The organism is Candidatus Didemnitutus sp. (assembly GCA_019634575.1).
GTDB lineage: Bacteria > Verrucomicrobiota > Verrucomicrobiia > Opitutales > Opitutaceae > Didemnitutus.
This window is the reverse complement of record JAHCAY010000001.1, coordinates 1,716,189-1,740,273: the sequence shown is the minus strand read 5'-3', so window position 1 is coordinate 1,740,273 and position 24,085 is coordinate 1,716,189. Positions and strand designations below refer to the sequence as shown.

General features: G+C 66.7%; 18 protein-coding genes. 8 read left to right on the top strand and 10 right to left on the bottom strand.

Translation table 11 applies throughout. The features are described 5' to 3' along the window. Positions 1-40: 40 nt before the first annotated feature. From KF715_07235 to pyrF, 5 genes are read right to left on the bottom strand one after another with little or no spacing between them, the layout of a single operon-like run. Positions 41-1,741: a peptide ABC transporter substrate-binding protein gene (locus KF715_07235; GenBank protein MBX3736462.1), complete on the bottom strand. Its 1,701-nt coding sequence runs from the start codon at positions 1,739-1,741 to the stop codon at positions 41-43. Next, positions 1,722-3,416 carry a peptide ABC transporter substrate-binding protein gene (locus KF715_07230; protein ID MBX3736461.1) on the bottom strand — a complete coding sequence of 565 codons (1,695 nt, stop codon included), beginning with the start codon at positions 3,414-3,416 and terminating at the stop codon, positions 1,722-1,724. Before KF715_07230 ends, KF715_07235 begins: the two co-directional genes overlap by 20 nt. 6 nt (positions 3,417-3,422) lie before the next feature. Then, positions 3,423-3,905 carry a 2-C-methyl-D-erythritol 2,4-cyclodiphosphate synthase gene (gene ispF / locus KF715_07225; protein ID MBX3736460.1) on the bottom strand — a complete coding sequence of 161 codons (483 nt, stop codon included), beginning with the start codon at positions 3,903-3,905 and terminating at the stop codon, positions 3,423-3,425. Positions 3,906-3,918: 13 nt separating this feature from the next. After that, a complete protein-coding gene (gene ispD, locus KF715_07220; protein ID MBX3736459.1) occupies positions 3,919-4,611 on the bottom strand; it encodes a 2-C-methyl-D-erythritol 4-phosphate cytidylyltransferase in 693 nt (230 codons plus the stop codon). 52 nt (positions 4,612-4,663) lie between these two features. Further along, entirely contained in the window at positions 4,664-5,362 is a 699-nt protein-coding gene (gene pyrF, locus KF715_07215; GenBank protein MBX3736458.1) for an orotidine-5'-phosphate decarboxylase, read from the bottom strand. Positions 5,363-5,514: 152 nt separating this feature from the next. Between pyrF and KF715_07210 the strand changes: the two genes are divergently transcribed. The 3 genes from KF715_07210 to KF715_07200 all read left to right on the top strand — a co-directional run bounded on the left by KF715_07210 (position 5,515) and on the right by KF715_07200 (position 9,680). Then, positions 5,515-6,450 carry a 4-(cytidine 5'-diphospho)-2-C-methyl-D-erythritol kinase gene (locus KF715_07210; GenBank protein ID MBX3736457.1) on the top strand — a complete coding sequence of 312 codons (936 nt, stop codon included), beginning with the start codon at positions 5,515-5,517 and terminating at the stop codon, positions 6,448-6,450. A gap of 48 nt (positions 6,451-6,498) precedes the next feature. After that, positions 6,499-8,262, top strand: a complete 1,764-nt coding sequence (ptsP, locus tag KF715_07205) for a phosphoenolpyruvate--protein phosphotransferase (protein ID MBX3736456.1) — start codon at positions 6,499-6,501, stop codon at positions 8,260-8,262. Positions 8,263-8,480: 218 nt separating this feature from the next. Then, complete coding sequence (locus KF715_07200) at positions 8,481-9,680, top strand: ATP-dependent 6-phosphofructokinase (GenBank protein ID MBX3736455.1); 1,200 nt, start codon at positions 8,481-8,483, stop codon at positions 9,678-9,680. Between the two features lie 232 nt (positions 9,681-9,912). Here KF715_07200 and KF715_07195 read toward each other — a convergent pair whose 3' ends face one another. Continuing rightward, on the bottom strand, positions 9,913-10,851 hold the full coding sequence (locus KF715_07195; GenBank protein MBX3736454.1) for a metalloregulator ArsR/SmtB family transcription factor: 939 nt from the start codon (positions 10,849-10,851) through the stop codon (positions 9,913-9,915). 245 nt (positions 10,852-11,096) lie between these two features. Here KF715_07195 and KF715_07190 point away from each other — a divergent pair, with 245 nt between their 5' ends. The 4 genes from KF715_07190 (at position 11,097) to KF715_07175 (ending at position 17,434) form a co-directional block, all read left to right on the top strand. Continuing rightward, positions 11,097-13,514, top strand: a complete 2,418-nt coding sequence (locus tag KF715_07190; GenBank protein ID MBX3736453.1) for a TonB-dependent receptor — start codon at positions 11,097-11,099, stop codon at positions 13,512-13,514. A 130-nt stretch (positions 13,515-13,644) separates the two neighbouring features. Then, a complete protein-coding gene (locus KF715_07185; protein ID MBX3736452.1) occupies positions 13,645-14,886 on the top strand; it encodes an MFS transporter in 1,242 nt (413 codons plus the stop codon). Next, the gene (locus KF715_07180) at positions 14,883-16,235 is read left to right on the top strand and encodes an adenylosuccinate lyase family protein (GenBank protein ID MBX3736451.1); all 1,353 of its coding nucleotides are present in this window, start codon (positions 14,883-14,885) and stop codon (positions 16,233-16,235) included. The genes KF715_07185 and KF715_07180 overlap by 4 nt, the downstream gene beginning before the upstream one ends. Positions 16,236-16,291: 56 nt before the next feature. Then, positions 16,292-17,434, top strand: a complete 1,143-nt coding sequence (locus tag KF715_07175; GenBank protein MBX3736450.1) for a helix-turn-helix domain-containing protein — start codon at positions 16,292-16,294, stop codon at positions 17,432-17,434. 7 nt (positions 17,435-17,441) lie between these two features. Here the strand turns inward: KF715_07175 and KF715_07170 are convergent, their stop codons facing one another. Beyond that, positions 17,442-18,077 (bottom strand): LysE family transporter, encoded by a 636-nt coding sequence (locus KF715_07170; GenBank protein MBX3736449.1) that lies wholly within the window; start codon positions 18,075-18,077, stop codon positions 17,442-17,444. Positions 18,078-18,257: 180 nt separating this feature from the next. Beyond that, on the bottom strand, positions 18,258-20,099 hold the full coding sequence (locus KF715_07165; GenBank protein ID MBX3736448.1) for a GreA/GreB family elongation factor: 1,842 nt from the start codon (positions 20,097-20,099) through the stop codon (positions 18,258-18,260). A gap of 41 nt (positions 20,100-20,140) precedes the next feature. Between KF715_07165 and KF715_07160 the strand changes: the two genes are divergently transcribed. Further along, positions 20,141-21,457: an RNA methyltransferase gene (locus KF715_07160; GenBank protein ID MBX3736447.1), complete on the top strand. Its 1,317-nt coding sequence runs from the start codon at positions 20,141-20,143 to the stop codon at positions 21,455-21,457. Between the two features lie 76 nt (positions 21,458-21,533). Here KF715_07160 and KF715_07155 read toward each other — a convergent pair whose 3' ends face one another. Beyond that, positions 21,534-22,736, bottom strand: a complete 1,203-nt coding sequence (locus KF715_07155; GenBank protein MBX3736446.1) for an aspartyl protease family protein — start codon at positions 22,734-22,736, stop codon at positions 21,534-21,536. Next, complete coding sequence (locus tag KF715_07150; GenBank protein MBX3736445.1) at positions 22,733-24,064, bottom strand: MFS transporter; 1,332 nt, start codon at positions 24,062-24,064, stop codon at positions 22,733-22,735. The genes KF715_07155 and KF715_07150 overlap by 4 nt, the downstream gene beginning before the upstream one ends. Positions 24,065-24,085 lie beyond the last annotated feature (21 nt).

Genomic DNA, 24,085 nt, shown 5'->3' with positions numbered 1-24,085 from the left:
GTCCGCCGGAAGGGCGCAGCAAGACTGCGCCCCTACATTGCTAGCGTGAGATTTCGGGCGAGACGGTGACGTCTTCATAGAAGCGGTTCCAGAGCGCGTCCTGGCACCAGCCGGAGACGCGAGGGGCTACGAGGTAATCCTGGGAATTGAAATAAAACGGCACGATGGGCAACTGGTCGAGTAAGCGGTGTTCAGCGGCGCGATAAAGCTCAGTGCGATGAGCACGGTCGGTTTCGCGGCGAGCGTTGCGGACGAGTTCGTCGTAGCGTGCGTCGCTCCAGCGCGGGAAGTTGCCCGGCGCGCCGGTGGTGAGTTCGTCGAAGAGTGCGCTAGCGTCGTCGTAGTCGGGAATCGCGGGCATGAGGGCGATGGCGAAGTCACCGGCGATGACGGCAGCCATGTGGACTTTGCCTTCGCGTTGAACGATGGAGGTCTCGATGCCGAGCTCGCGGCGCCACATCTGTTGCGCGGCTTCGAGGATGGCGGGGTTCACATTCCACGCGGCGAGCTCGAGCTTGGGGAAGCCTTTGCCGTCAGGGAAGCCGGCCGCGGCAAGCAGCGCGCGGGCGGCGGCAGGATCGGGGGTGAGTTGCGCGGCACCGGTGTAGCCGCCGAGGTCGGGCGGGATGAAACTCAGGGCGGGACGCTGCGCGCCGCGGAGGACGTTGCGCACGATGGCGTCGCGATCGAGGGCGAGGGCGAGGGCGCGGCGGATGCGGGCGTCGTCGAGCGGCGGGCGCGTGGTGTTGAGCGCGAAATAGCGCGTCTCGTGCAGCGGCTGGCGGCGGAGCACCGGCGACGCGTAGTGCTCGAGCTTCGTGAACGGCACGGCCATCGTGATGTCGACCTGGCCGGCGCGGAAGGCGCGCTCCTCGGTGTCGCCGCTGTCGTAGATCTGGTAGCGCACGGCGGTGAGTTTGATGCGGTCGGCGGCGTGGAAATGCGGATTGCGCGTGACGAGGAGGTGTTGGGCTTTGCGCCATTCGGCGAGGACGAAGGGGCCGTTGCCGACGTAGCGGCCGGGCTCGGTCCATGTGGCGTTGCGCGCGGTGGCGCCGCCGAAGTGCTCGATGCTCGCCGGGTGCACGGGCAGCCACGGGCCGCTGGCGGCGAGGGCGAGGAGGTGCGGCGCGGGTTGCTCGAGCGTGAGGACGAGGGTGCGGGCGTCGGGCGCGGCGAGGCCGAGTTGCGCGGGGTCGGCGAGCTGTCCGCGGTAGAAAGCGGCGGCGTTTTTCAGCACGAAGAAGAGCTGCGCCTTCGGCGCGCCGAGCGCGGGCGTGAGCGCGCGACGGAAGGAGTAAACGAAATCTGCGGCGGTGACGGGATCGCCGTTGGACCAGCGCGCATCGGCGCGAAGGTGGAAAGTCCACGTAAGACCGTCGGCAGAGGTTTCCCAGCGCTCGGCGACGCCGGGGAGCGGCGTGCCGCCGGCGGGGTTGGGCACGACGAGGCCTTCGGTGAGCGCGCGGATGAGGAAGAATTCGTCGGGCAGCGTGGCGAGGTGCGGGTCGAGCGTCGCGGGCTCGTTGCGCTGGGAAATGCGGAGAAGTTGCTCGGTCGGAGCGGGCGCGTCGCGGCGGCATCCGGACCACGTTGCGCAGAGTGCGAGAGCGCAGAGGGCGGAGGACAGGAGACGGAGAACCGAGGACGGACGGCGGAGGGCGGACCGACGCGCCGCGAGGGCATGCGGCGCGGAACGGAATCCGCGCCCTACCGCGGCTTCACGGCGTGAGCGACACATGCCGGTAATCCATGTGATCCATCGGATTTGGCAACCAGTCCTTCACCGACGGCGCGCACAGATAGACGTGCGTGTTGAAATAGACCGGAATGCACGGCGAGCTTTCCAGCATGAGGAGCTCGGCTTGCTGGAGGAGCTTGGCACGGGCGGCGACGTCCTGCTCGGTCATCGCGCGGTTCATGAGGGCGTCGTAGTCGGCGTTGGCCCAGCCGGTGTGGTTGTTGCCGGCGTCGCTGCGCCAGAGGTCGAGGAAGGTGGTGGCGTCGAGGTAGTCGCCGACCCATTCGCTGAGGAGGAGCTGGTAGGTGCCGGCGCGGCGGTTGGCGAAAACGACTTTGTGCTCCTGGTTCAGGAGCTGGACCTCGATGCCGAGGTCGCGGCGCCACATTTCCTGAATGGCTTCGACGACGAGGCGGAGGATTTCGGAATTGTCGTAGATGATCTCGATCGGTGGGAAGCCTTTGCCGCCGGGATAGCCGGCGTCGGCGAGGAGTTTTTGGGCGGTCGCGAGGTCGCGCGGCGGGAGCGCGGGCACGGGGTAGTCGGGCGTCTCGGGCGGCACGAGCGATGGCGCGGGACGCTGGCCGCCACGGAGGACTTTTTCGACGATGAGCGTGCGGTCGATGGCGAGCGAGAGGGCGCGGCGGACGAGCGCGTTATCGAGCGGAGGCTTGCGGGTGTTGGCGCGGAAAAAGAACGTGCTGAGATAAGGATCGATGCGGAGCGCCTCGGGCATCGACTGGCGGTAGCTGGCGAGCTTCGAGAGCGAGAGGTTGTAGGTGAGGTGGAGCTGACCGGCACGAAACATGCGCTCCTCGGCGTCGACGCTGTCGGTGGGGTAGAAAACGATGGCGTTGAGCTTCACGTGCTCGCGGTCCCAGTAGGTCGCGGATTTTTCGACGACGAGGCGCTGGTGCGAAGTCCACTCCTTCAGGTGAAACGGGCCGCTCGTGACGATGTGCTGCGGCGTGGCCCACGCGGTGCCGCGGTGGTAGGCGTCGCCGACGGCGGCGATGGCGCGGACGTTGACCGGGCGCCACGGCGAGTTGAGCAGCACCTGGAGAAAATACGGCGCGGGCGCGGTGAGGTGGACGACGAGCGTGCGCGCGTCGGGTGCGGCGAGACCAACGGCGGAGAAGTTGGCCTTGCCCTTGTTGAACTCCTCGGCGCCGCGGACCATGTAGAGCATGTAGGCGTAATCGGCGGCGAGCGTCGGCGTGAGGATGCGCTTCCACGACTCGACGCAGTCCTGCGCGGTGATGGGCTCGCCGTTGGACCACTTGGCGGCGGCGCGGAGGTGGAAGGTGTAGGTCAGGCCGTCGGCGGAGATTTCCCAGCGCTCGGCGAGCGCGGGGACGGGCTTGAGGGTCTTCGGATCGTAGCTGACGAGCGGCTCGAAGAGCGAGTGGATGACCTTGGCCTCGCCGACGCCGGTGACGACGTGCGGGTCGAGGTCGCTCGGCTCGGCGCCGATGCTCATGTGCAGCGTGCCGGTGCGGTTGCCGATTTGGACGGGCGTCTCGCGTTTCGCGCAGGACACCAGAGAGAGGCCCACGAAACACACGAAAAGACACGAAAGGGCGCGGAGAATTTCTGTAGCGGCGGTTTGTGACCGCCGAAGGGAAGCGAGTCGGCGGTCATCGACCGTCGCTACCGGAAAGTGCTGCGTGGGCATGGAAAATCAGACGCGCTCGATCAGCGCGACGGCGTGCGCGGCGATGGCGAGGCCGCGGCCGATGTCGTCGCTGCCTTCGTTGGTCGTCGCCTTCAGCCCGACGCAATCGACGGGCAGGCCGGCGGAGCGGGCGAGGACGGCTTTCATCTCGGCGAGGCGCGGGGCGATTTTCGGGCGCTCGGCGATGAGTGAGGCGTCGATGTTGGCGGGACGCCAGCCGCGTTCGCGCAAGGCGGCGACGACGTGTTGGAGGAGCAGTTGCGAGTCCACGCCTTTCCAGCGCGGGTCGGTGTTGGGAAAAAAGTGGCCGATGTCGGGCAGCGCGGCGGCGCCGAGGAGCGCGTCGCAGATGGCATGGGTGAGCGCGTCGGCGTCGGAATGGCCGTCGAGGCCGAAGTCGCAGTCGAACTTCACGCCGCCGAGGACGAGCGCGCGGTCCGGCACCGTGCGGTGGATGTCGTAGCCGTGACCGATGCGGAAGGAGGCCATGAGGCGTCAGCGGTCAGCTTTCAGCGCTCAGGTCCGATTGGCTGAACAGGAACTCGGCGTAGGCCAAATCGGCCGGCGTCGTGAGCTTTGGGTTCGGGTGCGGGTTTTCGAGGAGTGCGACGGGGTGTTTGAGAAGTTCGACGGCGGAGGCGTCGTCGGTGAGGCGTTTCTTCTGCGCGGCGGCTTTGGCGTAGGCGCGGCAGATGAGGTCGCGGGAGAAGACTTGCGGCGTCTCCATGGCCCAGAGCTGGTCGCGATTCAGGGTGCGCAGCATGCCTTCGCCGGAGTGTTCCTTGATCGTGTCGGTGACGCGGTGGGCGAGCACGACGGCGTCTTCGCGGCGGACGATCTTGTGGAGCGCGTGGAGTTGTTCCGGGCGGACGAGCGGGCGGGCGCAGTCGTGGATGAAGACGTATTTCACGTCCTCGGGCAGCTCTGCGAGGGCGGCGGCGACGGAGTCCTGACGTTCGGCGCCGCCGGGGACGAAGAGCGTGGGCGTGGGCGCGTAGGCGGAGAGTTCGACCATCTGGCGTTGGTCGCGGTAGGTGACGACGAAGAAGTCGATGACGCCGCTGCGGTAGAACGTGGCGGCCGAGTGCGCGAAGACCGGTTTGCCGGCGAGTGGGGCGAGGATCTTGTCGGCGACGGTGCCGGCCATGCGGCGACTGCTCCCGGCGGCGAGAAGGATGGCGGCGGTGCGGCTCATGAAGAAGTTGAAGGCAAAAGTTTAAGTTGAAGGGACCGGGAGGTGAGACCGGTCAGGCACCGTGGAGTTCGGCGAGGATGCCGCGGGCGGCGGCGGCGGGATCGGCGGCCTTGAGGATCGGGCGGCCGACGACGATGTAGCTCGAGCCGGCGCGCGCGGCGTCGGCGGGTGTCATGACGCGCTTCTGGTCGTCGCTCCCTTGCTCGCTGGCGGGGCGGATGCCGGGCGTGACGAGTTGCATGTGGGCCGGGAGCGAGGAGCGGAGCAAAGAGACTTCGAGCGGCGAGCAGACGAGGCCGCGCATGCCGCTGTCGGCGGCGAGGCGGCCGAGGCGCGCGACTTGTTGCTCGGGGGCGATGGTGACGCCGATCTCGGCGAGGCCGGTGGCGTCCATCGAGGTGAGCACGGTGACGCCGAGAAGGAGGAGGTTGGGATTCGATTTCTGCTGGGCGGCGACGGCGGCGCGCATCATCTCGCTGCCGCCGGCGGTGTGGAGCGTGAGCATCTTGATCGGCAGCGGGCCGAGCGACTCGACGGCTTTGGCGACGGTGTTGGGGATGTCGTGGAGCTTGAGATCGAGAAAGATGTCGAAGCCCATACCGGCGACTTCGCGCACGTAGTTCGGCCCGTAGGCGGTGAACATCTGGAGGCCGATCTTCACCCAGCGGAGCTGGCCGCGCAATTGGCGGAGGATCGGGGCGGCTTCTTCGCGCGTGGGAACGTCTAGGGCAAGGATCAGATCGCAGGGCATCGGGTGCGGAGCGGGGGTCTCACTAATGGACACGAATGCTCACTAATCAAAGAGAGAAATCGCCGGAGTGGGCCGGTTGGCGGAGGCGGGAAAACGGCGTGAGTTTCGACTAGGAGAGCGCGCGGCACTGTGCCTAACTGAAAAGGCGTGCGATGAGCGTGACCGTTTTCAGTCCGGCGAAGATCAATCTGTTCCTGGCCATCACGGGCCGGCGGGCGGATGGCTTTCACGATCTCGTGTCGGTGGCGGCGCCGCTGGAGTTCGGGGATGAGTTGGAAGCGGGGAGCAAGGAGCAGGGCACGGGGAGCGGGGAGCGGGGGGCGGAGGACGGAGGATGGAGTGCGCAGGGCGGGGCGCGGTTCACGCTGGCGTGCGATGCAGGCGACGTGCCGTTGGACGGGACGAATTTGATTTTGAAAGCGGCGGAGCTGTTCGCGGCGACGACGGGCTGGACGGGCGGCGCGCACTTTCGGCTGACGAAGCGCATCCCGATGGGCGCAGGGCTCGGCGGCGGGAGCAGCAACGCCGTGGCGGCGCTCCGGGCGTTGAACCAGCTATCGGGCGGGCGAGCGAGCGACGCGCAGCTCGAGGCGATGGCGGCGCGGCTCGGGTCGGATTGCGCGCTGTTTCTGCGGAACGCACCGGTCGTGATGCGCGGGCGCGGCGAACGGGTGGAGCTGTTGCCGGCGGACGCGGCGGTGAGGTTGCGCGGGCGGCGTGTGCTGGTTTTTAAACCGAGTTTCGGCATCGCGACGCCGTGGGCTTACGGGCGCATGGTGGCGCGCGGCGGCGATTATCTGGACACGGTGTGCGCCGAAGAGAAACTTGCGACGTGGCGCGTCGGCGGTGCGCCGGCCGAGGAACTGCTTTTCAACAATATGGAGCCGGCGGCGTTCGAAAAATTCGTCGCGTTGCCCGTCCTGCTGGCGCAATTGCGGACGGAGTTCGGGCTCGCGCCGCGCATGAGCGGCAGCGGCAGCGCGTGTTTCGCCCTGCTCGGTGACAATCAGGCAACGGCTCCAATCGTGGCGCGGATTCGCGCGGCGTGGGGCGAAGCCGCGACGGTGGTTGAGACGCAAATCGCCTAGTTACGCATTGACCGGATTTCGCGAGGCTTCGTTAATCAACGGCAGCACATGGACGCCCGCGGCAAAACCGAGACAGTGATCCGGGGCATCGCTGCGTCGCGCGGCATCGCCTACGGGCAGGTGTTTCTCTACCTGCAGAGCGAGCTCGAGGTGCCGCGCTACCAAGTCGAGCCCGCCAAACGCGTGCAGGAGATCGCGCGGTTCGAGCAGGCGCTGGTGACGACGCGGCAGCAGATCGCCGCGATCCAGCAGCAGGTGCGAAAGAATCTCAGCGAGGAGGAAGCGCTCATCTTCGATGCGCACCAGATGGTGCTCGAGGACCAGGCGCTCATCGGCGAGACGATCCGGGATTTCGAGACGACGGGCCTGAACATCGAGACGTGTTTCAACGCCGTCGCGCAGCGCTACATCCAGGCGTTCGCCGAGATTGACGACGAATACCTCCGCGAGCGCGCCGCCGACATCAAGGACGTCGCCCGCCGCGTGCTGCACGTGTTGCTCGGCCAGTCGGCGATGAATCTCTCCGAGCTGGTCGAGAAACGCATCATCGTCGCGCACGACATTTCGCCTTCCGAGGCCGCGGGCATCGATCGCAGCGCCGCACTCGGCATCGTGACCGACAGCGGCAGCCGCACCAGCCATGCGGTGATCGTCGCGCGCTCGATGAAAATCCCGGCCGTCGTCGCGGTGCGCGATCTGACCAAGAGTGCGAAGGACGGCGACTGGATCATCATCGATGGCTACGAGGGCGTCGCGATCCTGCACCCGACGCAGGCGACGCTGTTCCGCTACGGCAAGATCCAGAAGGAGCGCAGTTCGTTCGAGTCGCGCCTGCTCGCGGCCAACGAATTGCCCGCCGAGACGCTCGACGGCGTGCGCGTGATCTTGCGCGCGAACATCGAGAAGGCCGACGAGGTCGCGCTCGTGCGCCAATACCGCGGCGAGGGCGTGGGCCTCTACCGCACCGAATATCTTTACCTCAGCTCGCACCATCTGCCGAACGAGGAGCATCAATACGCCAACTACCGCGCCATCGTCGAAGGCCTCGCGCCCGCGCCCGTGACGATCCGCACGCTCGACATCGGCGGCGACAAGCCGTTGCCCGGCAATCCCGAGCTGATCGGCCCGGAGGCGAACCCGTTTCTCGGTTTCCGCGCGATCCGCATGTGCCTGGAGAATCCGGAGCTGTTCAAGGAGCAGCTCCGCGCCGTGCTCCGCGCGAGCGCGCACGGCAAGGTCGAGATCATGTATCCGATGATCGGCTGCGCCGAGGAGCTCGAGAAGGCCAACGCGTTGCTCGCCGAAGCGAAGGCCGAGCTGAAGGAGCGCGGTCAGGCATTCGACGAGAAGGTGCGGGTCGGCACGATGATCGAAATTCCCAGTGCGGCGCTCGCCGCCGACACGCTCGCGCCGCACTGCCAGTTTTTCAGCATCGGCACCAACGACCTGATCCAATACCTGCTCGCGATCGATCGCGGCAACAACCGCATCGCGCACCTCTACGACCCGACACACCCGGCGGTCTTGCGCGTGTTGAAGCAGGTGATCGACGCCGCGCACCAGTTTAAGTTAAAGGTCAGCGTCTGCGGCGAGATGGCGGGCGACCCGATCTATGCGCCGCTGCTGGTCGGGCTGGGCGTGGACGAGTTGAGCATGACGCCCCCGCTGCTGCCGGCGGTGAAGTATCTCGTGCGCGCGATGAAGTTCAGCGAGGCGCAGAAACTCGCGGTCGATTGCCTGGCGCAGACCGACTCGAAGAAAACGGCCGCGATCGTCGACGCGTTCTACGAAAAGCACGTCGGCGCGGAGTGATGCGGATGTCCGCGCGCCGCGGCGGGGACGGAAGGCCGCGCGCGGAGTTGTCACCTATTGGGTGACAAAGTCGGCGGGCCCGATCGGCGGGAGTAGGGCGCGCAGCGCGCGCGTTTAGGCGGGTTCATACCGGTTCGCGCGCATTGCCGAGCGGGCGGCGACATGATAGCCACGTTGGCCGTCAGCGGCGTTATTGCTGTTTTTGGAGAACCCCCACCATGGCGAATATCAAAGCGAAGGGCACGATCGGCATCCTGACGGGTGGCGGCGACGTGCCAGGACTCAACCCCGCGATTCGTGCCGTCACGATTCGCGCCCTGCGCGAAGGCTACAAGGTCATCGGCATCCGCAAAGGCTGGGGCGGCCTGATTTCGATGATCCGCGACAAGGATCACGACAACAGCGAGTATTACGTCCACCTCACCGAGGAGATCGTGAATCGCGCCGGGCGCACCGGCGGCACGTTCCTGCACAGCTCGCGCACGCGCCCGAGCCACGTGCCGAAGAACAGCGTGCCCGAGCACCTGAAATCCAGTTTCAGCGCCGACATCAACGACCTGACGCCCGAGGTGCTAAAGAATCTCGAGTGGCTCGGCATCGACCACATCATCCCGATCGGCGGCGACGACACGCTCAGCTACGGCGTGCACCTTTTCCAGAAGGGCATGAAGGTGATCGCGATTCCGAAGACGATGGACAACGACGTCCCCGGCACGGACTACTGCATCGGTTTCAGCACCTGCGTGTCGCGCACCATCAGCCTCGTGAACACGCTGCGGACGTCGGCCGGTTCGCATGAGCGCTTCCTCGTCGTCGAGGTCTTCGGCCGCTATGCGGGCTTCACCGCGATGCTGCCGACGATGGCCGGCGCGGCGAACCGCTGCGTGATTCCCGAGTGGAAGTTCAACATCGAGCGCCTCACCGAGCTGCTCGTCGCCGACCGCATCAACAATCCGAGCAAATACTCCATCGTGCTCGTTTCCGAGGGCGCATCCTTCGAGGGCGAGGAGATGGTCTACGAGAGCGCGGAGAAGGACATGTTCGGCCACGCCAAGCTCGGCGGTATCGGCGACATGGTGGCGTCGCGCCTGAAGGACCTCTCGCCGAAATTCAACAAGGGCAAAAAAATCGACTGCATCAACCAGCGCCTCGGCTACCTCGTGCGCGGCGGCGATCCCGACGCGGTCGACTCGATCGTGCCGATGGCCTACGGCAATCTCGCGCTCGATCTGATCATGCAGGGCATCCACGGGCGGCTCGTGGTGTTGAAGAACGGCCGCTACGACAATCTTCCGATCGAGGTCATCACCTCGACCAAGAAGCTCGTGAACGTCGACAAGTTCTACAACACCGACCGGCTGCGCCCGCACTACCACAGCTTCGAGATGCGCCCGCAGTTCATCATGACGAGCGAGTGAGGGGAGCGCAGGTTTCCGAGTTGGGCGTCGGCGTCCTCGACGGCGCCACGCTTGCGAGACCGGTTTTGTCGCCGCCGAGGACGGCGGCGACCACCTATGGCGTGATGTTCGTGGGGAGCAGACGCGACGGCTGGGCGCGAGGGGCGGGCCGGACCGCTGAGCCGATCGCGAACGTCTTTCGGTGGGCCCAGCCGCCGAGGCTTTCGCACTCGGCGCGGTCCCGTCCTGCCTTTCAGCGCGCGGCTTTGACGCCGCTCGCGAGCAGCGTTTCGAAACGGGGTTCGCCTTCCTCGCGCGCGACCGTAGTAACCTCGACTTTCTGGAAGCCGGCCTTCTTCAGGAAACCGTGCAGGGCGCTTTCCTTGAAGCCGAGCCAGAGGTCACCGTAGAGCTCGCGCGCTTTTTCAAAGGTGTGCTCCTTCAGGTCGAGCACGAGGAGCTGGCCGCCGGGCTTGAGGATGCGGAACGCCTCGTCCACGGCCGCCTCCGGATGCGCGGCGTGATGCAGCGCCTGCGAGAGGATGGCGAGATCGACGGACTTGTCGGCGAGCGGCACCTGCTCAATGTCGCCGAGCTTGTAGCTGAGGTTGGCGAGGCCGTTCTTCTTCGCGAGCTCCGTGCCGACCTCGACCATTTTCGGCGAACTGTCGATGCACCAGACGCGCTCGGCGCGCTGCGCGAGGAGTTGCGAGACGAGACCTTCGCCCGCGCCGAGATCGGCGACGGTGATGGCGGGCACGAGGCGCAGGGCGAGATGCCCCAGCGCTTCCCACGAGCGACCGGGGCAGTAGCCTTTGCCGAGCCGGCCGGCGATGAGGTTGAAATACTGTTCGGAGACGCGACGGCGGCGCTGGAGCACGCGGTCGAGATTCTCACGATCCTCGGCGGACTCGGACAACTCGGCGACGGAGTCGCAGGCGGCGCGCAGCAGCGCGAGTTGCTTGGGCGGAAGATTGGCGCGGAGCGAGTAGAAGGCTTTTTTGCCCTCACGACGGTCGTTCACGAAACCGGCCTGGCGGAGCAGTGCGAGTTGGGACGAAATGCGCGACTGGCCCATGCCGAGGATGTCCTGCAACTCGGCGACGGATAGCTCTTCCTTGAGCAGCAGCGCGAGCACGCGGAGACGCGTGGAGTCGGAGAGGGTTTTCAGGCTGTCCCAGGAATCGGCCATGGCGCGCAACCCTATGAAGGCAACCGTGCCGCTTTACAAGAGCCGCGGCGCGGGGACCGGCGTGGCGGAGGCGGCCGGACGGCGTGAGCGTAGATTTCTCCCATCGTTGCACGGATAATCCCATCGCTTGCGCTCGCGGCCGGCGGCCGGCGGGAAATTCGATTGGCGTCGCGAGGTAATCCCGCTGCCTATCGCGAGTGTTAGGCGCAGCGAGACGACCCGCGCAACCCCCAACCCCCGCAATCATGATCCTCTCGCTGTCCTCCTGCGAACCGGTCCGGCGCGCGCGCGTTGCCGCCGTCGGCTTCTGCCTCGTCGCTTGCTCGCTGTCGGCTCAGACCGTCGCCGAACCCGAGCAGTCCGTGGCCAAACCGGAAAAAGACCCCGCCGCGAGCGATGCCGTCGTCACCCTCTCGCCCTTCCAGGTCTCCGCGACCGCCGATCGCGGCTACCGCGCCGGCAATTCCGTGTCGGCCACCCGCATCGACGTCGCGATCAAGGATCTGCCGTTTTCCGTCAGCGCGTTCACGCCGCAGTTCATCGGCGACATCGGGGCGCGCGAGCTGTTCGATGTGGCGAAGTTCTCGCCGAGCGTCACGGCGGCGGGCGTGGAGTTCGCCAGCGGCAATTCCGTCTACGCCATCCGCGGCTTCAACCAGAGCCCGCAGCGCAACGGCTTCGCCGGCGAGGCCTACGTCGACTCGACGACGATCGAGCGCGTCGAGGTGGTGAAGGGTCCCGCCTCCGTCCTCTACGGCGAGGTCGCGCCCGGCGGCACGGTGAACTACATCACGAAGCGTCCGTCGAACAAGGCCGCGACGACCGTCGGCGTGAAGGCCGGCAGCTACGGCTACTTCCGCGCGAGCCTCGACCACAACCAGCCGCTGCTGAAAAACCAGCTCCTCTTCCGGGTGAACGCGTCGTGGGAAAACGACATCCAGTATTTCACCCCGGGCCAGGTTCACTCCCAGTCGCTCGCGCCGACGTTCACTTGGAAAATCAACGACCGCGTCTCGCTCAACGTCGAGTATCAGAACTTCCAGCGCGACGAGAACCCGCCCTACGCCACGCGCCTCCCGACCTCGCGCATCGTCGCGCCGCTGCCGGCCTCGGGCATCCTCAGCACGGCGAGCGTGCTCCAAAAGCAGAGCGGCGAGGACCGCGGCTTCGTCGGCTTCTATCCGTTGCCCGACGATTTCACGATCTCGTCGCGCCACGATCGCCGCATCTCCGAGATGGAATCGCTCAGCTCGGAGCTGACGGTGAAGATCGACGACCACTGGACCGCGCGCGCGAACTTCAGCTGGAGCAAATACAAGATCTGGTTCAAGGGCACCGGCCTCGGCCAGGTCAACATCACTGTGCCCGACCGCTACATCCCCTCGGGCACGCCCTATCCCACGACGGCGAACGCCGTCTACCTCGCCGCCGCGCAAGCCTACGCCGACGACCTCCTGAAAAATCCCGCGCTCGCGCTCGATGCGCCCTACGCGCAGCTGCAGCGCCGCCTCAATCTCCAGGAAACGTTCGGCACCGGCCGCGCCGCGCAGGCGGAGGTGACCGGCAAATACAAGTTCGGCCGCACGGAGGTGAAGCCGCTCCTCGGCGCCTCCTACCTCGAATACCAGGACAACACCCGCAACCGTCTCGCGGCCGCATCCCAGTTCCCCGCGCCATGGAACATCAAGGACCCGTCGACCTGGAACCGCGACACCGACTACAGCCCCGAGACGCTTCCGCTCCAGCAATTCGACCGCGGCGTGCGTCGCAGCAAGGCCGTCTACGGCATCCTCAACAGTTCCTTCTTCGACAACCGCGTCTACACCGTCGCGGGCGGACGCTACTCGCGCACGTCAGGCGCCAACGACAACTTCCTCACTCCGTCCGCGAGCATCGGCAAATCCGAGCACAGCAAATTTTCCCCGCAGTTCGGCGGCGGCTGGAAAATCACCCGCGACATCCTCGTCTACGGTTCCTACAGCACGTCGTTCCAGAACTCGATCGCCAACCTCCAGATCGCCAACGTGCCCTCCGGCCCCGCGTCGCCGACGACGTCCGAGGGCTGGGAGTTCGGCGTGAAGACCGACCTGCTCGGCGGACGCGTCTCGTCCACCGTGTCGGTGTTCGGCATCGAGCAGCGCGACCGCGTGATCAACTTCAACACCACCAGCCCGACCGGCGTCGTCCTCGTCAACCGCATGCAGGGCACGCGCGACCGCAGCCGCGGCGTAGAGGTGGAGACGACGCTGTCGCCGATCGAGGGTTTCCAAATCTACCTCAGCGGCTCGCTCAACGACGTGAAGGTCGTGGAGACGCCCGTGGGCACGGAATACCTGCTCGGCTCCCATCCGGAAAACACCGTGCGCGAACTCGCCAACGCGCAGGCTCGCTATTCGTTCAAGCACGGCGCACTCCGCGGCCTTTGGACCTCGCTCGGCGTGAACTACTCGGGCAAGAAGGCGCAGCGCGTGAACAATCCCGCGCTCTTCACCGATCCTTACACGCTCCTCAACGCCGCGGTCGGCTACGGCTGGAAGCTCTCCGGCCGCCCTGCCAGCGTCACGGTGAACTGGGACAACGTCACCGATGAGAAATACGTGCCGGCCGCATTCCTCCGCGGACGCCCGACGGTGGTGACGTGCGAATTCAAACTCACCTACTGATGCGCCACGCCTGCCGTCGTCTTGTGTGTAGGGCCGGTCCTTGTGGCCGGGCCGCGAGCGCAAAACGGCCCGCCGGCAAGCGGCGACCCTACGGGAAATCAAGCGCGCTCGGCTCATTCGCTTAGTTCCCATGTTCCGCCCCGTCCCGCTCCAGCTCCGGCTGTGCATGTTCCTGAACTACTGCGCGTATGCGGTTCAGTTGAACAGCGTGGGCATCGCCGTGCTCCAGGTGCAGCGCAGCTTCGACGTGTCGGTCGTCGCGGCGAGCACCCTCGCGCTCTACAAAGGCGGCGGCATCCTCGCGGGCGCGCTGCTCGCCGGCGCGTTCCTCAAACGCATCGGCTACCGGCGCGCGATGCTCCTGGCGTTGGCGGCGTCGGCGCTCGCGCTCGTGGCCGTGCCGCTGTTCGTGAGCTTCACGGCGGTGAAGCTCGTGTTCCTCGTCACGGGAGTGAGTTACGGTCTCATGAAGGTGGCGCTCTACTCGACCATCGGCTTGCTCGCACCGGACAAGCAGGCACACGCCAGCCTGCTCTCGTTCGTGGAGTCGTTCTACAAGATCGGGAGCCTGCTGACCTTCGTGGTCTTCGCGGCGTTCACGAACAACGCCGACCCGCACTCCACGTCGTGGTCGTATGCCTATTCGCTGCTCGCCCTCGTGATGGCCGTGGCTTTCGCGCTGTTGTGGCGGACGCCGCTGGACGAGTCGGCGGTGCGCGAAGCGCCGGGACGTCCACTGCATCTGCCGCTGTGGGAAATGCTGCAACTGGCCGCGATGCCCGTCGCCGTCACGCTCGGTTTCCTCGTGTTCGCGTGCATCGTGACCGAACACGGCTTCATCAACTGGCTGCCGACCTTCAACGCGAAGGTGATGGGCCTCGTGCCGTCGCTCGGCATCCAACTCGCCGGCCTCTACGCCGTCTGCGCGATCGCGGGACGTGTGAGCGTCGGCTTCGTGTTGCGTCGCGTGGCGTGGTTCCCGGTGCTGATCTGGTGCGTGGTCGGGGCGGTGGCCGTGCTCGCGGTCGGTCTCGCGGCGGCCGGCGGGACCGATGTCGCGAAGGATGTGTCTGATTGGCGCCTCGTGCCGGTCGCCGTGTGGCTGCTGCCGTTGGCCGGACTTTTCGTCGGGCCCGTGTGGCCGTTGATCCATTCGGCGGCGCTGACGTCGCTGCCGGTGGCGCGGCACAACACGCTCGCGAGCCTGAGCGTCGTCTTTTCCTCGACCTCGGGCGCGATCGGCACGCCGCTGCTCGGCGTGGTGTTCGCGCATTTCGGCGGCATCGCCGCGTTGGCGGCGTTGTTCGTGCCGCTGGCGATCATGGTCGTCGGTGGCCTGGCGCTGCGGCGCATCACCCGCATCCCTTCATGAACGTAGGACTCTTCGATTCCTTCATCACCCGGGGCTGGTATAACGCCGAGGCGCGTCGCGTCTGGAGCGACGTGGGCACGCTCGAGGCGTGGTTGCGCGTCGAGGCGACGCTGGCGCTCGCGCAGGCCGAGCTCGGCCTCATCCCGGCGGCGGCGGCGCAGGAAATCGCCCGCCAGACCGACGTGAGTCGCTTCGATCTCGCCCAACTGGCGCGCGACATCGATTTTGCGCAGCACCCCTTCGTGCCGGTGTTGCGGCAATTCGAGAAGCTGTGCGGCGAGCCGGCGGCGGGTTACCTGCACTGGGGCGCCACGACCCAGAACATCTTCGATACGGCCGTGGCGTTGCAGATGGCGCAGACGCACGCGCTGACGCTGCGCTTTCTCGACGCCGCATTCGGTCGACTCGCCGACCTCGCGGCGGAGCACCGCCTGACGCTCCAGGCCGGGCGCACGCACGGGCAGCACGCGCTGCCGATCACCTTCGGCTTCAAGGTCGCGGGCTGGATCGACGAACTTGCGCGCGATCGCGAGCGGCTGGCGCAGCGGTTTCCGAAGTCATTCGTGGTCTCGATGGGCGGCGCCGTCGGCACGTTTTCCGCCATGGGCGGCCGGGGCGGCGAAGTCGAGCGGCGGATCGCGGAAATGCTCGGACTCGAGGCCGCCGGCCTGCCGTCGCGCTCGTCCTACGATCGCGTGTGCGACTACGTGACGGCGCTCGGGTTGCTGGCGGGCACGGCGGAGAAGATCGCGCGCGACGTGGTTTTTCTCCAGCGGACCGAGGTGGGCGAGGTTTCGGAGGCGTTCCATCTGGGCAAGGTCGGCAGCTCGACCATGGCGCAGAAGCGCAACCCGGCGACGGCGCTCATGCTGGTGAGCATGGCGCGGTTGCTGCGCTCGCGCGTGCCCCTGATGCTCGAGAGCATGGTGCGGATGGACGAGGGCGACTCGTCGGCGAGCAACGTGAGCGACGTCACGCTGCCGGAAATCGCGGTGCTCGCGGTCGGCATCGCCGAGACGCTCGGCCGTTTGGCACAGGGGTTGGCCGTGCACCGGGAGGCGATGCGTGCGAACGTCGAGCTTACGCAGGGATTGATCGTGTCCGAGGCGGTGATGATGAAGCTCACGGCGATCATGGGCCGGCACCAGGCGCACGAACTCGTCTACGAGGCGGCGCAGACGGCGATCACCGAGCACGTCCCGTTTCTCGAGGCGGTGCGCGCCCACCACTTGCTCCGCGAGCGGGCGACACCGGACGACTTGGAGCGCGCGTTGAGGGTGGAAAGCTATCTGGGCGAATCGGCGCGGCTGGTCGACGAAGCGGTCGCCCGGGCCCGCGCGCGGGCGTGAAACCCGCCTTGGCAACCATGCGCCGTTCTCCCACCGTCGCCGTGTCACCCCACGCCATGTCTGCGCTCGCGCCCACGCCGGCCCCGCAAACGACGCTCGCCGCGATGGCGGGAGCATTGCGGGAACAGATTCGCCGCCTCGAAAGCGCAGAGAAGTGCTGGCACATCCCGCCGCTGAGCCGGCGCTACCAACCGGCGCCGGGGATGCACTACCATTTCGCGCCGGAGCTGTTCGTGCTGATCGGCGGCGAGTGCGAATTCCGCTGCGCCAGCGGGACCTTCACGGCGCGTGGCGGCGAATTGTGCGTGATGCCGGGCGGCATCGCCCACCGCGAGCGGGTGCGGCGCGCCGATACGGACTACCGTTCGGTGATCGTGAATTTCCACAACAAGACCGTCTACGTGCACGGCGCGCACGACGACGGCCACGGCCTGCCGGCGCCGGACAGCTTTTTCTTTTTCACCACCTCGCTGCACCACGACCTGATCGCGTTCCTCGACCGGGTCGGCGAGCTGGCGAACGACGAGGCCGCCGACAATCGCGTGCCGATCCGTGCGCTGCTGACGGCGACGCTCGCACTGATCGCCCAACTCGTGGAGACGCCGCAGGCGCAACCTTCGCCGGTGCGCGATTTCGTCACGCGCTGCCAGTGGCTGGTGAAGCGCAATGCCAACCACGACGACCTCAGCATCGGCTGGCTGGCGCGGGAACTGGGCCTCTCGCCCAACTATCTCTCGCGGATCTTCAGCGAGAAAACCGGCGAGCGGCTCGGCGAATACATCACGCGCGTGCGCATCCAAAACGCGACGGACGGCCTGCGCACCACGCAGCTCAGCGTGAAGGCGATCGGGGCGGCCTGCGGCTTCGGCGACACGAGCTATTTTTGCCGCGTGTTCCGCCAGATGATCGGGCTGACGCCGCAGGATTACCGGGCGCAATACTACCGCGCCAGCCTCGAGGTCGAGAGCCGGCCGAAGACGGTGCTGGCGGAAGGCGCGCATTTCGTCGGCGGCGGCGTGTATGCGCCGCTGGCGTTGACCGAGCTGAACGTCTTCGACGCGCTGCGCTGCACGCGACTGAGCATCCAATCCATCGCCAGCGGTTGCGGCTTTCCCGACGAGGCGAGCTTCGCGAAATTTTTCCACGCCGCCACCGGCCAGACACCCGATCAGTATCGGGCGGATTCGCAGGTGAAGTGACGGCGCGTCAGCCGAGCCATTTTTGCACGAGCAGGACGCCTTGCCACAGGCCGAGCGCCATAATGCACAGGCCGGAAATCACGTGGAGGTAGTGGAGCGTCTGCGCGTGCAGGCGGTCGCGCAGCGCGCCGGCGCCGAGGCTGAGCAGCAGCCACCAGGCGGCCGAGCCGGTGAAGACGCCCGCGACAAGCTCGAGCGCGTGGAGCGGGCTGGTGGCCGAGACGCCGAGGCCGACGCCGGCGAAGATCGCGACGAACGCGAGCACCGTGGCCGGACTGGTGAGCGTGAGCGCGAGCGTGGAGAGATAGGCGGCTTGCCAGCTGCGCGTGGGTTGAGGCGGCGCTTCGGCGGCGGCCTTCGCGGGCGTCTTGGCCAGGGCGGTTTTAAGGCCGAGCGCGACGAGGAAGAGCCCGCCGAAGAGTTGCAGCCACGACTCGATGCGCAGCAGAAAGGACGAGATCGCCGTGAGTCCGAACGCGGCGATCAGGCCGTAAAACGCGTCGGCGGTGGCCGCACCGAGGCCGGACACAAATCCCGTGACGCGACCGTAGACGAGGGTGCGACGGAGGCAGAGAAAGCCGATCGGGCCGACGGGGACGGCGATGGCGAATCCGATGAGCAGACCTTTGAAAAACATCGGCAGGTCCGACGACGATTCCGGACGGTGTGCGGGTTGACAAATCAAAAGGTCCTCCTGTGGCCCGCAGCGGCGGGTGCGTGCGGTTCGTCGCGAGTCAGCTCGCGCAGGGAAAGAAAAGGCCGCGACTTGCGTCGCGGCCGAAAAGTTCGGCGGTCGCAGACCGCCGTTGCAAGATGGTCGAACTCAGGCGCCGTAGCGGGCGATGCCGGCGACTTGGTATTCGTGGTTCGTGCCGGCGATCTTGAGCTTCACGTGCTCGCCGACCTTGCGACCGAGGAGAGCCTGGCCGAGCGGGGTCTTGTAGGCGATGACGTGGTTGTCCGGATCGGAGTCCCACGCGCCGAGCACGGTGTAGCGGACGGCCTTGCCGTTGGTGACGTCGCGGAGGTCGACGATCGTGCCGACGGAAACCTGGTCGGTGGTGGCGTCGGCGAAGTCGGAGATGCGGGCGCGGGCGAGGTCGCGTTCGAGCTGCGCTTTTTGCGCCATGAGCACGGACTGGTCCTGCTTGGCCATCTTGAATTCGGAGTTCTCGCGGAGGTCGCCGTGTTCGCGGGCGGTGGCGATGGCCTTGGAGTTGTCCGGGATGCGCTTGGAGACGATCTCCTCGTATTCGGTGCGCTTCTTCTCGTAGCTGGAGCGCGAGACGATGAGTTGCTCGTCCTTGGCCTCGGCGTCGCCGGCGACCAGCGATTGGAGCGAGGGGAAGAGTTTGATGAAGCGCGCGAGGAGCGACTTCTTGGTGAGCTCTTCGAAACCTTGGTTGAGGAGAAGGGTGTTCGCGAGGTCGCGGGCTGTCTCGGTGTCGGCGGTGGCGAGGAGATCGGAGATGAGCTCCGGATCGTCGCTCAGCGCTTCGGCGAGCGGGATGCGGCGCGTGCCGGCGGATTGCAGCGCCTCGTAATCGATGGCGAAGAAGATCGCGGAGAGCAGGCGCGGCGTGATGAGGTTGTTGAGCAGCTTCGCGAATTTCTTCGAGTGGCGATTCTTGATCACCCAGAGGAGGACGGGCGCGCGGAGGTTTTGCTCGGTCTTCCAGCGCACGAGCGTCTGGGCGAGTTCATCGGACTGGCCGTGCTCGACGAGGAAGTTGATGCACTCGGTGGTGAACTTGCCCTGCGAGGTCTTGAGGAGGGCGAAGACGATCTCGCGCCACTCGAGCGGGTGCGTCTCCTTCACGAGGTCGAGGAAGCGCGACTGGAAGTGGACCGGGATTTTCTCGGCGATGGCGCTGAGGCCGCGGACTTCCTTGATGAGCTCGGCTTGCGGCGGGTTCAGCTTGGCGGAGTCGTGGCCGAGGATGCGGGCGAGCTCGTCGCGGACGAAGGCGCCGTAGAGGCGCTCGGCGGCGTCGAGCTGGTTGGAGTCGCGGACCGCCTCGGTGAGGCCGGTGAGGACGGATTGGAGGCCGGGTTTGGCCTCTTCCTTGATGGACGCGGCGAGGAGGTCCTCGGCGAGCGTGATGCGGCGGCGGGCGGAGCGGGTGGTGCCGAAGGCCTCGAGGATCTCGTCCTCGGCGGAAACGGGTTCCTCGCGGACGACGTAGACTTCGGTCTTCTTGGCCGGGACGCCGACGCGCGGGTCCTTGATGAGTTGTTTCTTAACGTTGGAGAACCAGCGCTTGAACTTCTCCTCGCCGATGACCTGTGAAAGCGTCGATTCGAGTTCGATGGCGGAGGCGGCCTTGTTCGGGTAAACGGAAAGGGTCTCGATGACGAGCAGGACGGGGTCGTTCTCGATCAGTTCCTCGACCTTGGCGGCTTCGGTTTCCTTGCGGGCGAGGATGTGTTTCGCCGGCAGGACATCCATGGTGTTGATGCAGAAGGCGGGGTCCATCGCGTGGGACTTCTTGCCCTTGAAGTCGATGACCAGCTTGCCGGAGGACTCGTCGAAGCTCTTGATCTGGCCGAAGCCCCAGCTGCGGTGCATCACGTAGGCGCCGGCTTCCATCGCCTCCAGTTTCGATTTCGACGCCTTCAGGGCGGGATTTTTGGCGATGATCGCGGAGATAACCTCGGAATTCATATTTGCGTAGCGAGTCGTTGAAAGGGTTAGTTCAGTCCGACATGCGCAACGTTGTCAAACAGGGTTTCCTCAAGCCTCGCTCCACGACCGTAAAACCAGGCACTGACGGCTGGGAAACCGCCGTGCTGCTCGTCGAGCGCTGGCTCGCGACCAAGCAGCGCGTGGATGCGCTGTTGGAACAACTTACACCGGGTCTCGCCGCGCAGGAGCGCGCGCGCGCGCAGCATCTTTTCTACGGCGTCGTGCGTTGGGCGGACCGTCTCGACGCCGCGTTGGCCGGGCTGATGGCGCGCGCGCCGCGGACGAAGGTGCGCGCGGTGCTGTTCGTGGCGGGTTTCGAATTGCTGGAAGCGGGTGCCGAGCCGGCGAAAATCGTCCACCACGCGGTCGAGAAGGCCAAGAAGGTCGCGAGTCTCAAGGAAGCCGGCTTGATCAACGCCGTCGCCCGCAAGCTGGCGGCGCGGCTGGCCGAGAAGCCGGCGACGACCGCCGAGGCCTATGCGCACCCGGCTTGGCTGGTCGGGCGCTGGGAAAAGCAATTCGGTCCCGACGCGACGCGCCAGCTGCTCGAATGGAATCAGCAGCCGGCGCCGGTCTACGCGCGCTGGCGGGTGATCGAAGCCTCGGCGGTGCCGCCGGAGTTTCTGACGCCGACGAAATGGGAAACTTATTTCGAAGTTAAGGCCGGACACTGGGACGAAGTCCGCGAACTCGCGCGAAAAGGCGCGCTCTACCTCCAGGACCCGTCGACGCGCCTCTGCATCGAACTGCTCGCTCCGGCCGCGAACGAAACGATCCTCGATGCCTGCGCAGCGCCGGGCGGCAAGAGCCTGTTCATCGCCGATGTGATGAAGACCGGCCGCGTGGTCGCGCTGGATTTGCCGGCGGCGGAGGGCGAGCGCGACGTGCGTTTCGAACGCTTGAAGGAAAACCTGACGCGTGTGCCGTCCGGCGTGGAGGTCGCACTCATGCCGGGCGACCTGCGGCAGATCTCGCCGAGATTTTTCAAGGAATTCAATCTGCCCGAAACCTACGACGCCGTGCTCCTCGACGCGCCGTGCAGCAACACCGGCGTCATGCGCCATCGCATCGACGTGAAGTGGCGGCTCCAGGAAGGCGATTTCGCCAAGCACGCGGCGCAGCAGCTCGCGTTGCTCCGCTCCGCCGCGCGGCTCGTGCGCGAGGGCGGCCGCTTGGTTTACTCGACCTGTAGCATCGATCCGGCGGAAAACGAGGAAGTCGTGCAGCGTTTCGTGAAGGAAGCGCGCACGCCATGGACGCTCGAACGCCATGTGCTCGCGTATCCGTGGATCGACGGCCACGACGGCGCGGGGGCGTTCTTACTGAGGAAGCTCTAAGCTCGGAGTAATTCCGAGTGCGTTCCGGAGCTTATGGCTTATCGCTTAGAGCTCATCGCCCCGCCGCGCAGCGGCGCTACGGCACCAACTCGAACACGGGAACCTCCACGTCGTATTCGCGGGTGCCGGTGAGGAAGGTGTAGGTGATCTTGGCGGCGCTCTTGAGGAGCAGCGCGTAGCGCTCGAAATCCCAATTGGCCACGGGCTCGCCGTTGATGCGGACGACGAGGTCGCCTTGCTGGACGCCGAGGCCCGTTGAGGGCGAGTCGGGGATGATCGTCATCACGCGCCAATACGCCGGCGCGCGAGAGAACGACAGGCCGGTGCTGCGGCGCGGCTCCATCTTCACCATGCCGTCGGTGTCGCGCGTGAACGTCGCGTAGTTGCGCCGCTGGTCGAAGGTGATCGCGAAGTGTTTCAACAACTCGCCGCCGATCGCCGAGAGCTGGTCGGTGAGATCGACCACGGGTTGCTCGACGACGTGCGTGCCGAGCCAGAGGTTTTGCGCGACGCGACCGACTTGCTGCGCGCGGTCGCCGGCGAGGGAGGAGACGACAGTGCCGGCGCGCGGTCCGGCGGTGAAGCGCGGGTGCAGGCCGGCGGGGTTGAGGTTGAGCGCGCCGTCGCTGCCGGTGTCGACGAGCACGACGAACGATTCGTTGCCGAGCTGCACGGGGATGAGCGGCGTGCTTTGCTCGTTGTTGAAGGCGATGGTCGAGGTGCGGCCGCGGTTGATCGGCGGCACGGGCGTGAGCGGCTGCGGGGCGACGACGAGGCGCGAGTTCGGATAATCGAGTGTGAGCAGCGTCTCGCGGAAGACGGGGAAACCGATCAGGCCGTCGATGGTGAGGCCGAGGTGCGCGGAGAGTTCCGTGAAGTCGTAGACGAGCGCCGGCACGCGCTCGAACACGGCGTCGCCGAATTGCAGGCGTTTCAGCGTGACGGCCTCGAGCGTGACTTCGCCGCCGTTGGCGGAGCGGACGCGCACGCTGCGCTTGGCGGCATCGCGGTCCTTTTGCCCGATGGCCTTGGCGAGCGGCGCGGAGACGAGCGTGGCGGTGGAGCCGGTGTCGACGAGGAAGCGGCGCGTCGTGCCGTCGCTCTGCGGCGCCTCGACCAGGAAGAAGTTCGAGACGATGCGCGCCGGCAACGTCGAGGGCTTGGTGGCGACGACGGTTTTGCCCGGTCGGCCGAACGGAAGGCTCGCGCAACCGGCCGCGATCAGCAGCCAGGCGGCGGCGAGAAGCGGAAGCAGGACGGCGCGCGCGGCGGATTTCATTTGTGCGGCTGCGGCAGCGCGAGGCCGAGCGCGAACGGCACGGCGAGCAGCGCGCCGGCGAGCGCGAAAGTCACGGTGCCGCCGACTTGGAAGAACAGCACGCCGGCCACGGCCGGGCTGCACGCGCGAGCGAGGAAGCCGAGGGAGCGGAAAATGCCGGTGACCTTGCCTTGTTCTTCCGCCGGGGCGTAGAGCGAGATGAGCGACGAGAGGCCGACGTTGGCGAAGCCGGAGCCGACCGAGCAGAAGGTCAGCGCGACATACATCAGCGGCACCGAGTGCAGCAGGCCGACGGTGAGGCCGAGGCCGACCATGCCGATCGCGACGAAGGCGATGCCCATGACGGCGGCGCGTTTCTCGCCCATGCGCGGCACGAGCCGGCGGACGAGGAAGCCTTGGGTGAGGATCGAGACGACGCCGTTGTAGACGAACACGCTGACGAGGTCGCGCGGCGAGTAGTGGAAGGCGTCGGCGGCGAAGAAAGTGATGAGCGTCTCGAAAAAGCTGAAGCCGAACGTGAGCAGGAAACCGACGACGTTGGTGCGCCGGATCGCGGCGTCGGGCAGCGTGAGCAGCGCACGGAGCGGATTGCGCTCGCGCAGGGTGACACCCGCACCGCGCTTGTCCTCGGGGAGCGTCTCGCGGAAGCGCGCGGCGATCCACAGGAGGTTGATGAAGCACATGCCGAGCGCGATGAGCGCCGGGACGCTGAACGGGTGGATGCCCCACGCGGCGAGGTTCGGGTGCGAGGTGAGGAGGTTGAAGCCCGAGGTCAGTCCGCCGATCGCGGGGCCGGTGAGGAAGCCGAGGCCGAAGGCCGCGCCGACGATGCCCATGCCTTTGGCGCGATTTTCGCGGGTGGTGACGTCGGCGACGGACGCGATGGCGACGGCGAGGTTGCCGCCCATGATGCCGGCGAGCACGCGGCCGACGAGGAAGACGACGAACGAGCCGCTGAACACGAGCAGCAGATAGCTGAGGGCGTTGCCGGCGACCGTGAGCAGCAACACGGGCCGGCGGCCGACGCGGTCGGAGCGCGCGCCCCACACCGGCGAGAAGAGGAACTGCATGAACGCGTAGACTGAGCCGAGCAGGCCGCCGAAGAGCGCGGCGACGGCGACCTCGGGCACATGCGAGTTGTGCGCGAACGATTGCAACTGGGCGAACAGCGTCGCGAAGAGTCCGCCGGACGGCTCATGCGCGATGTAGTAGCGGAGCAATTCCGGCCCGAGCGGGAAGAAAATCGAGAAACCGATCAGGTCGATGTAGAGCGTCAGGAAGATGACGCCGAGCGAGAGCGGCTTGGGAGCGGTGGACGGAGTGGACACGGGAAGCGGCACGTTGGCGAA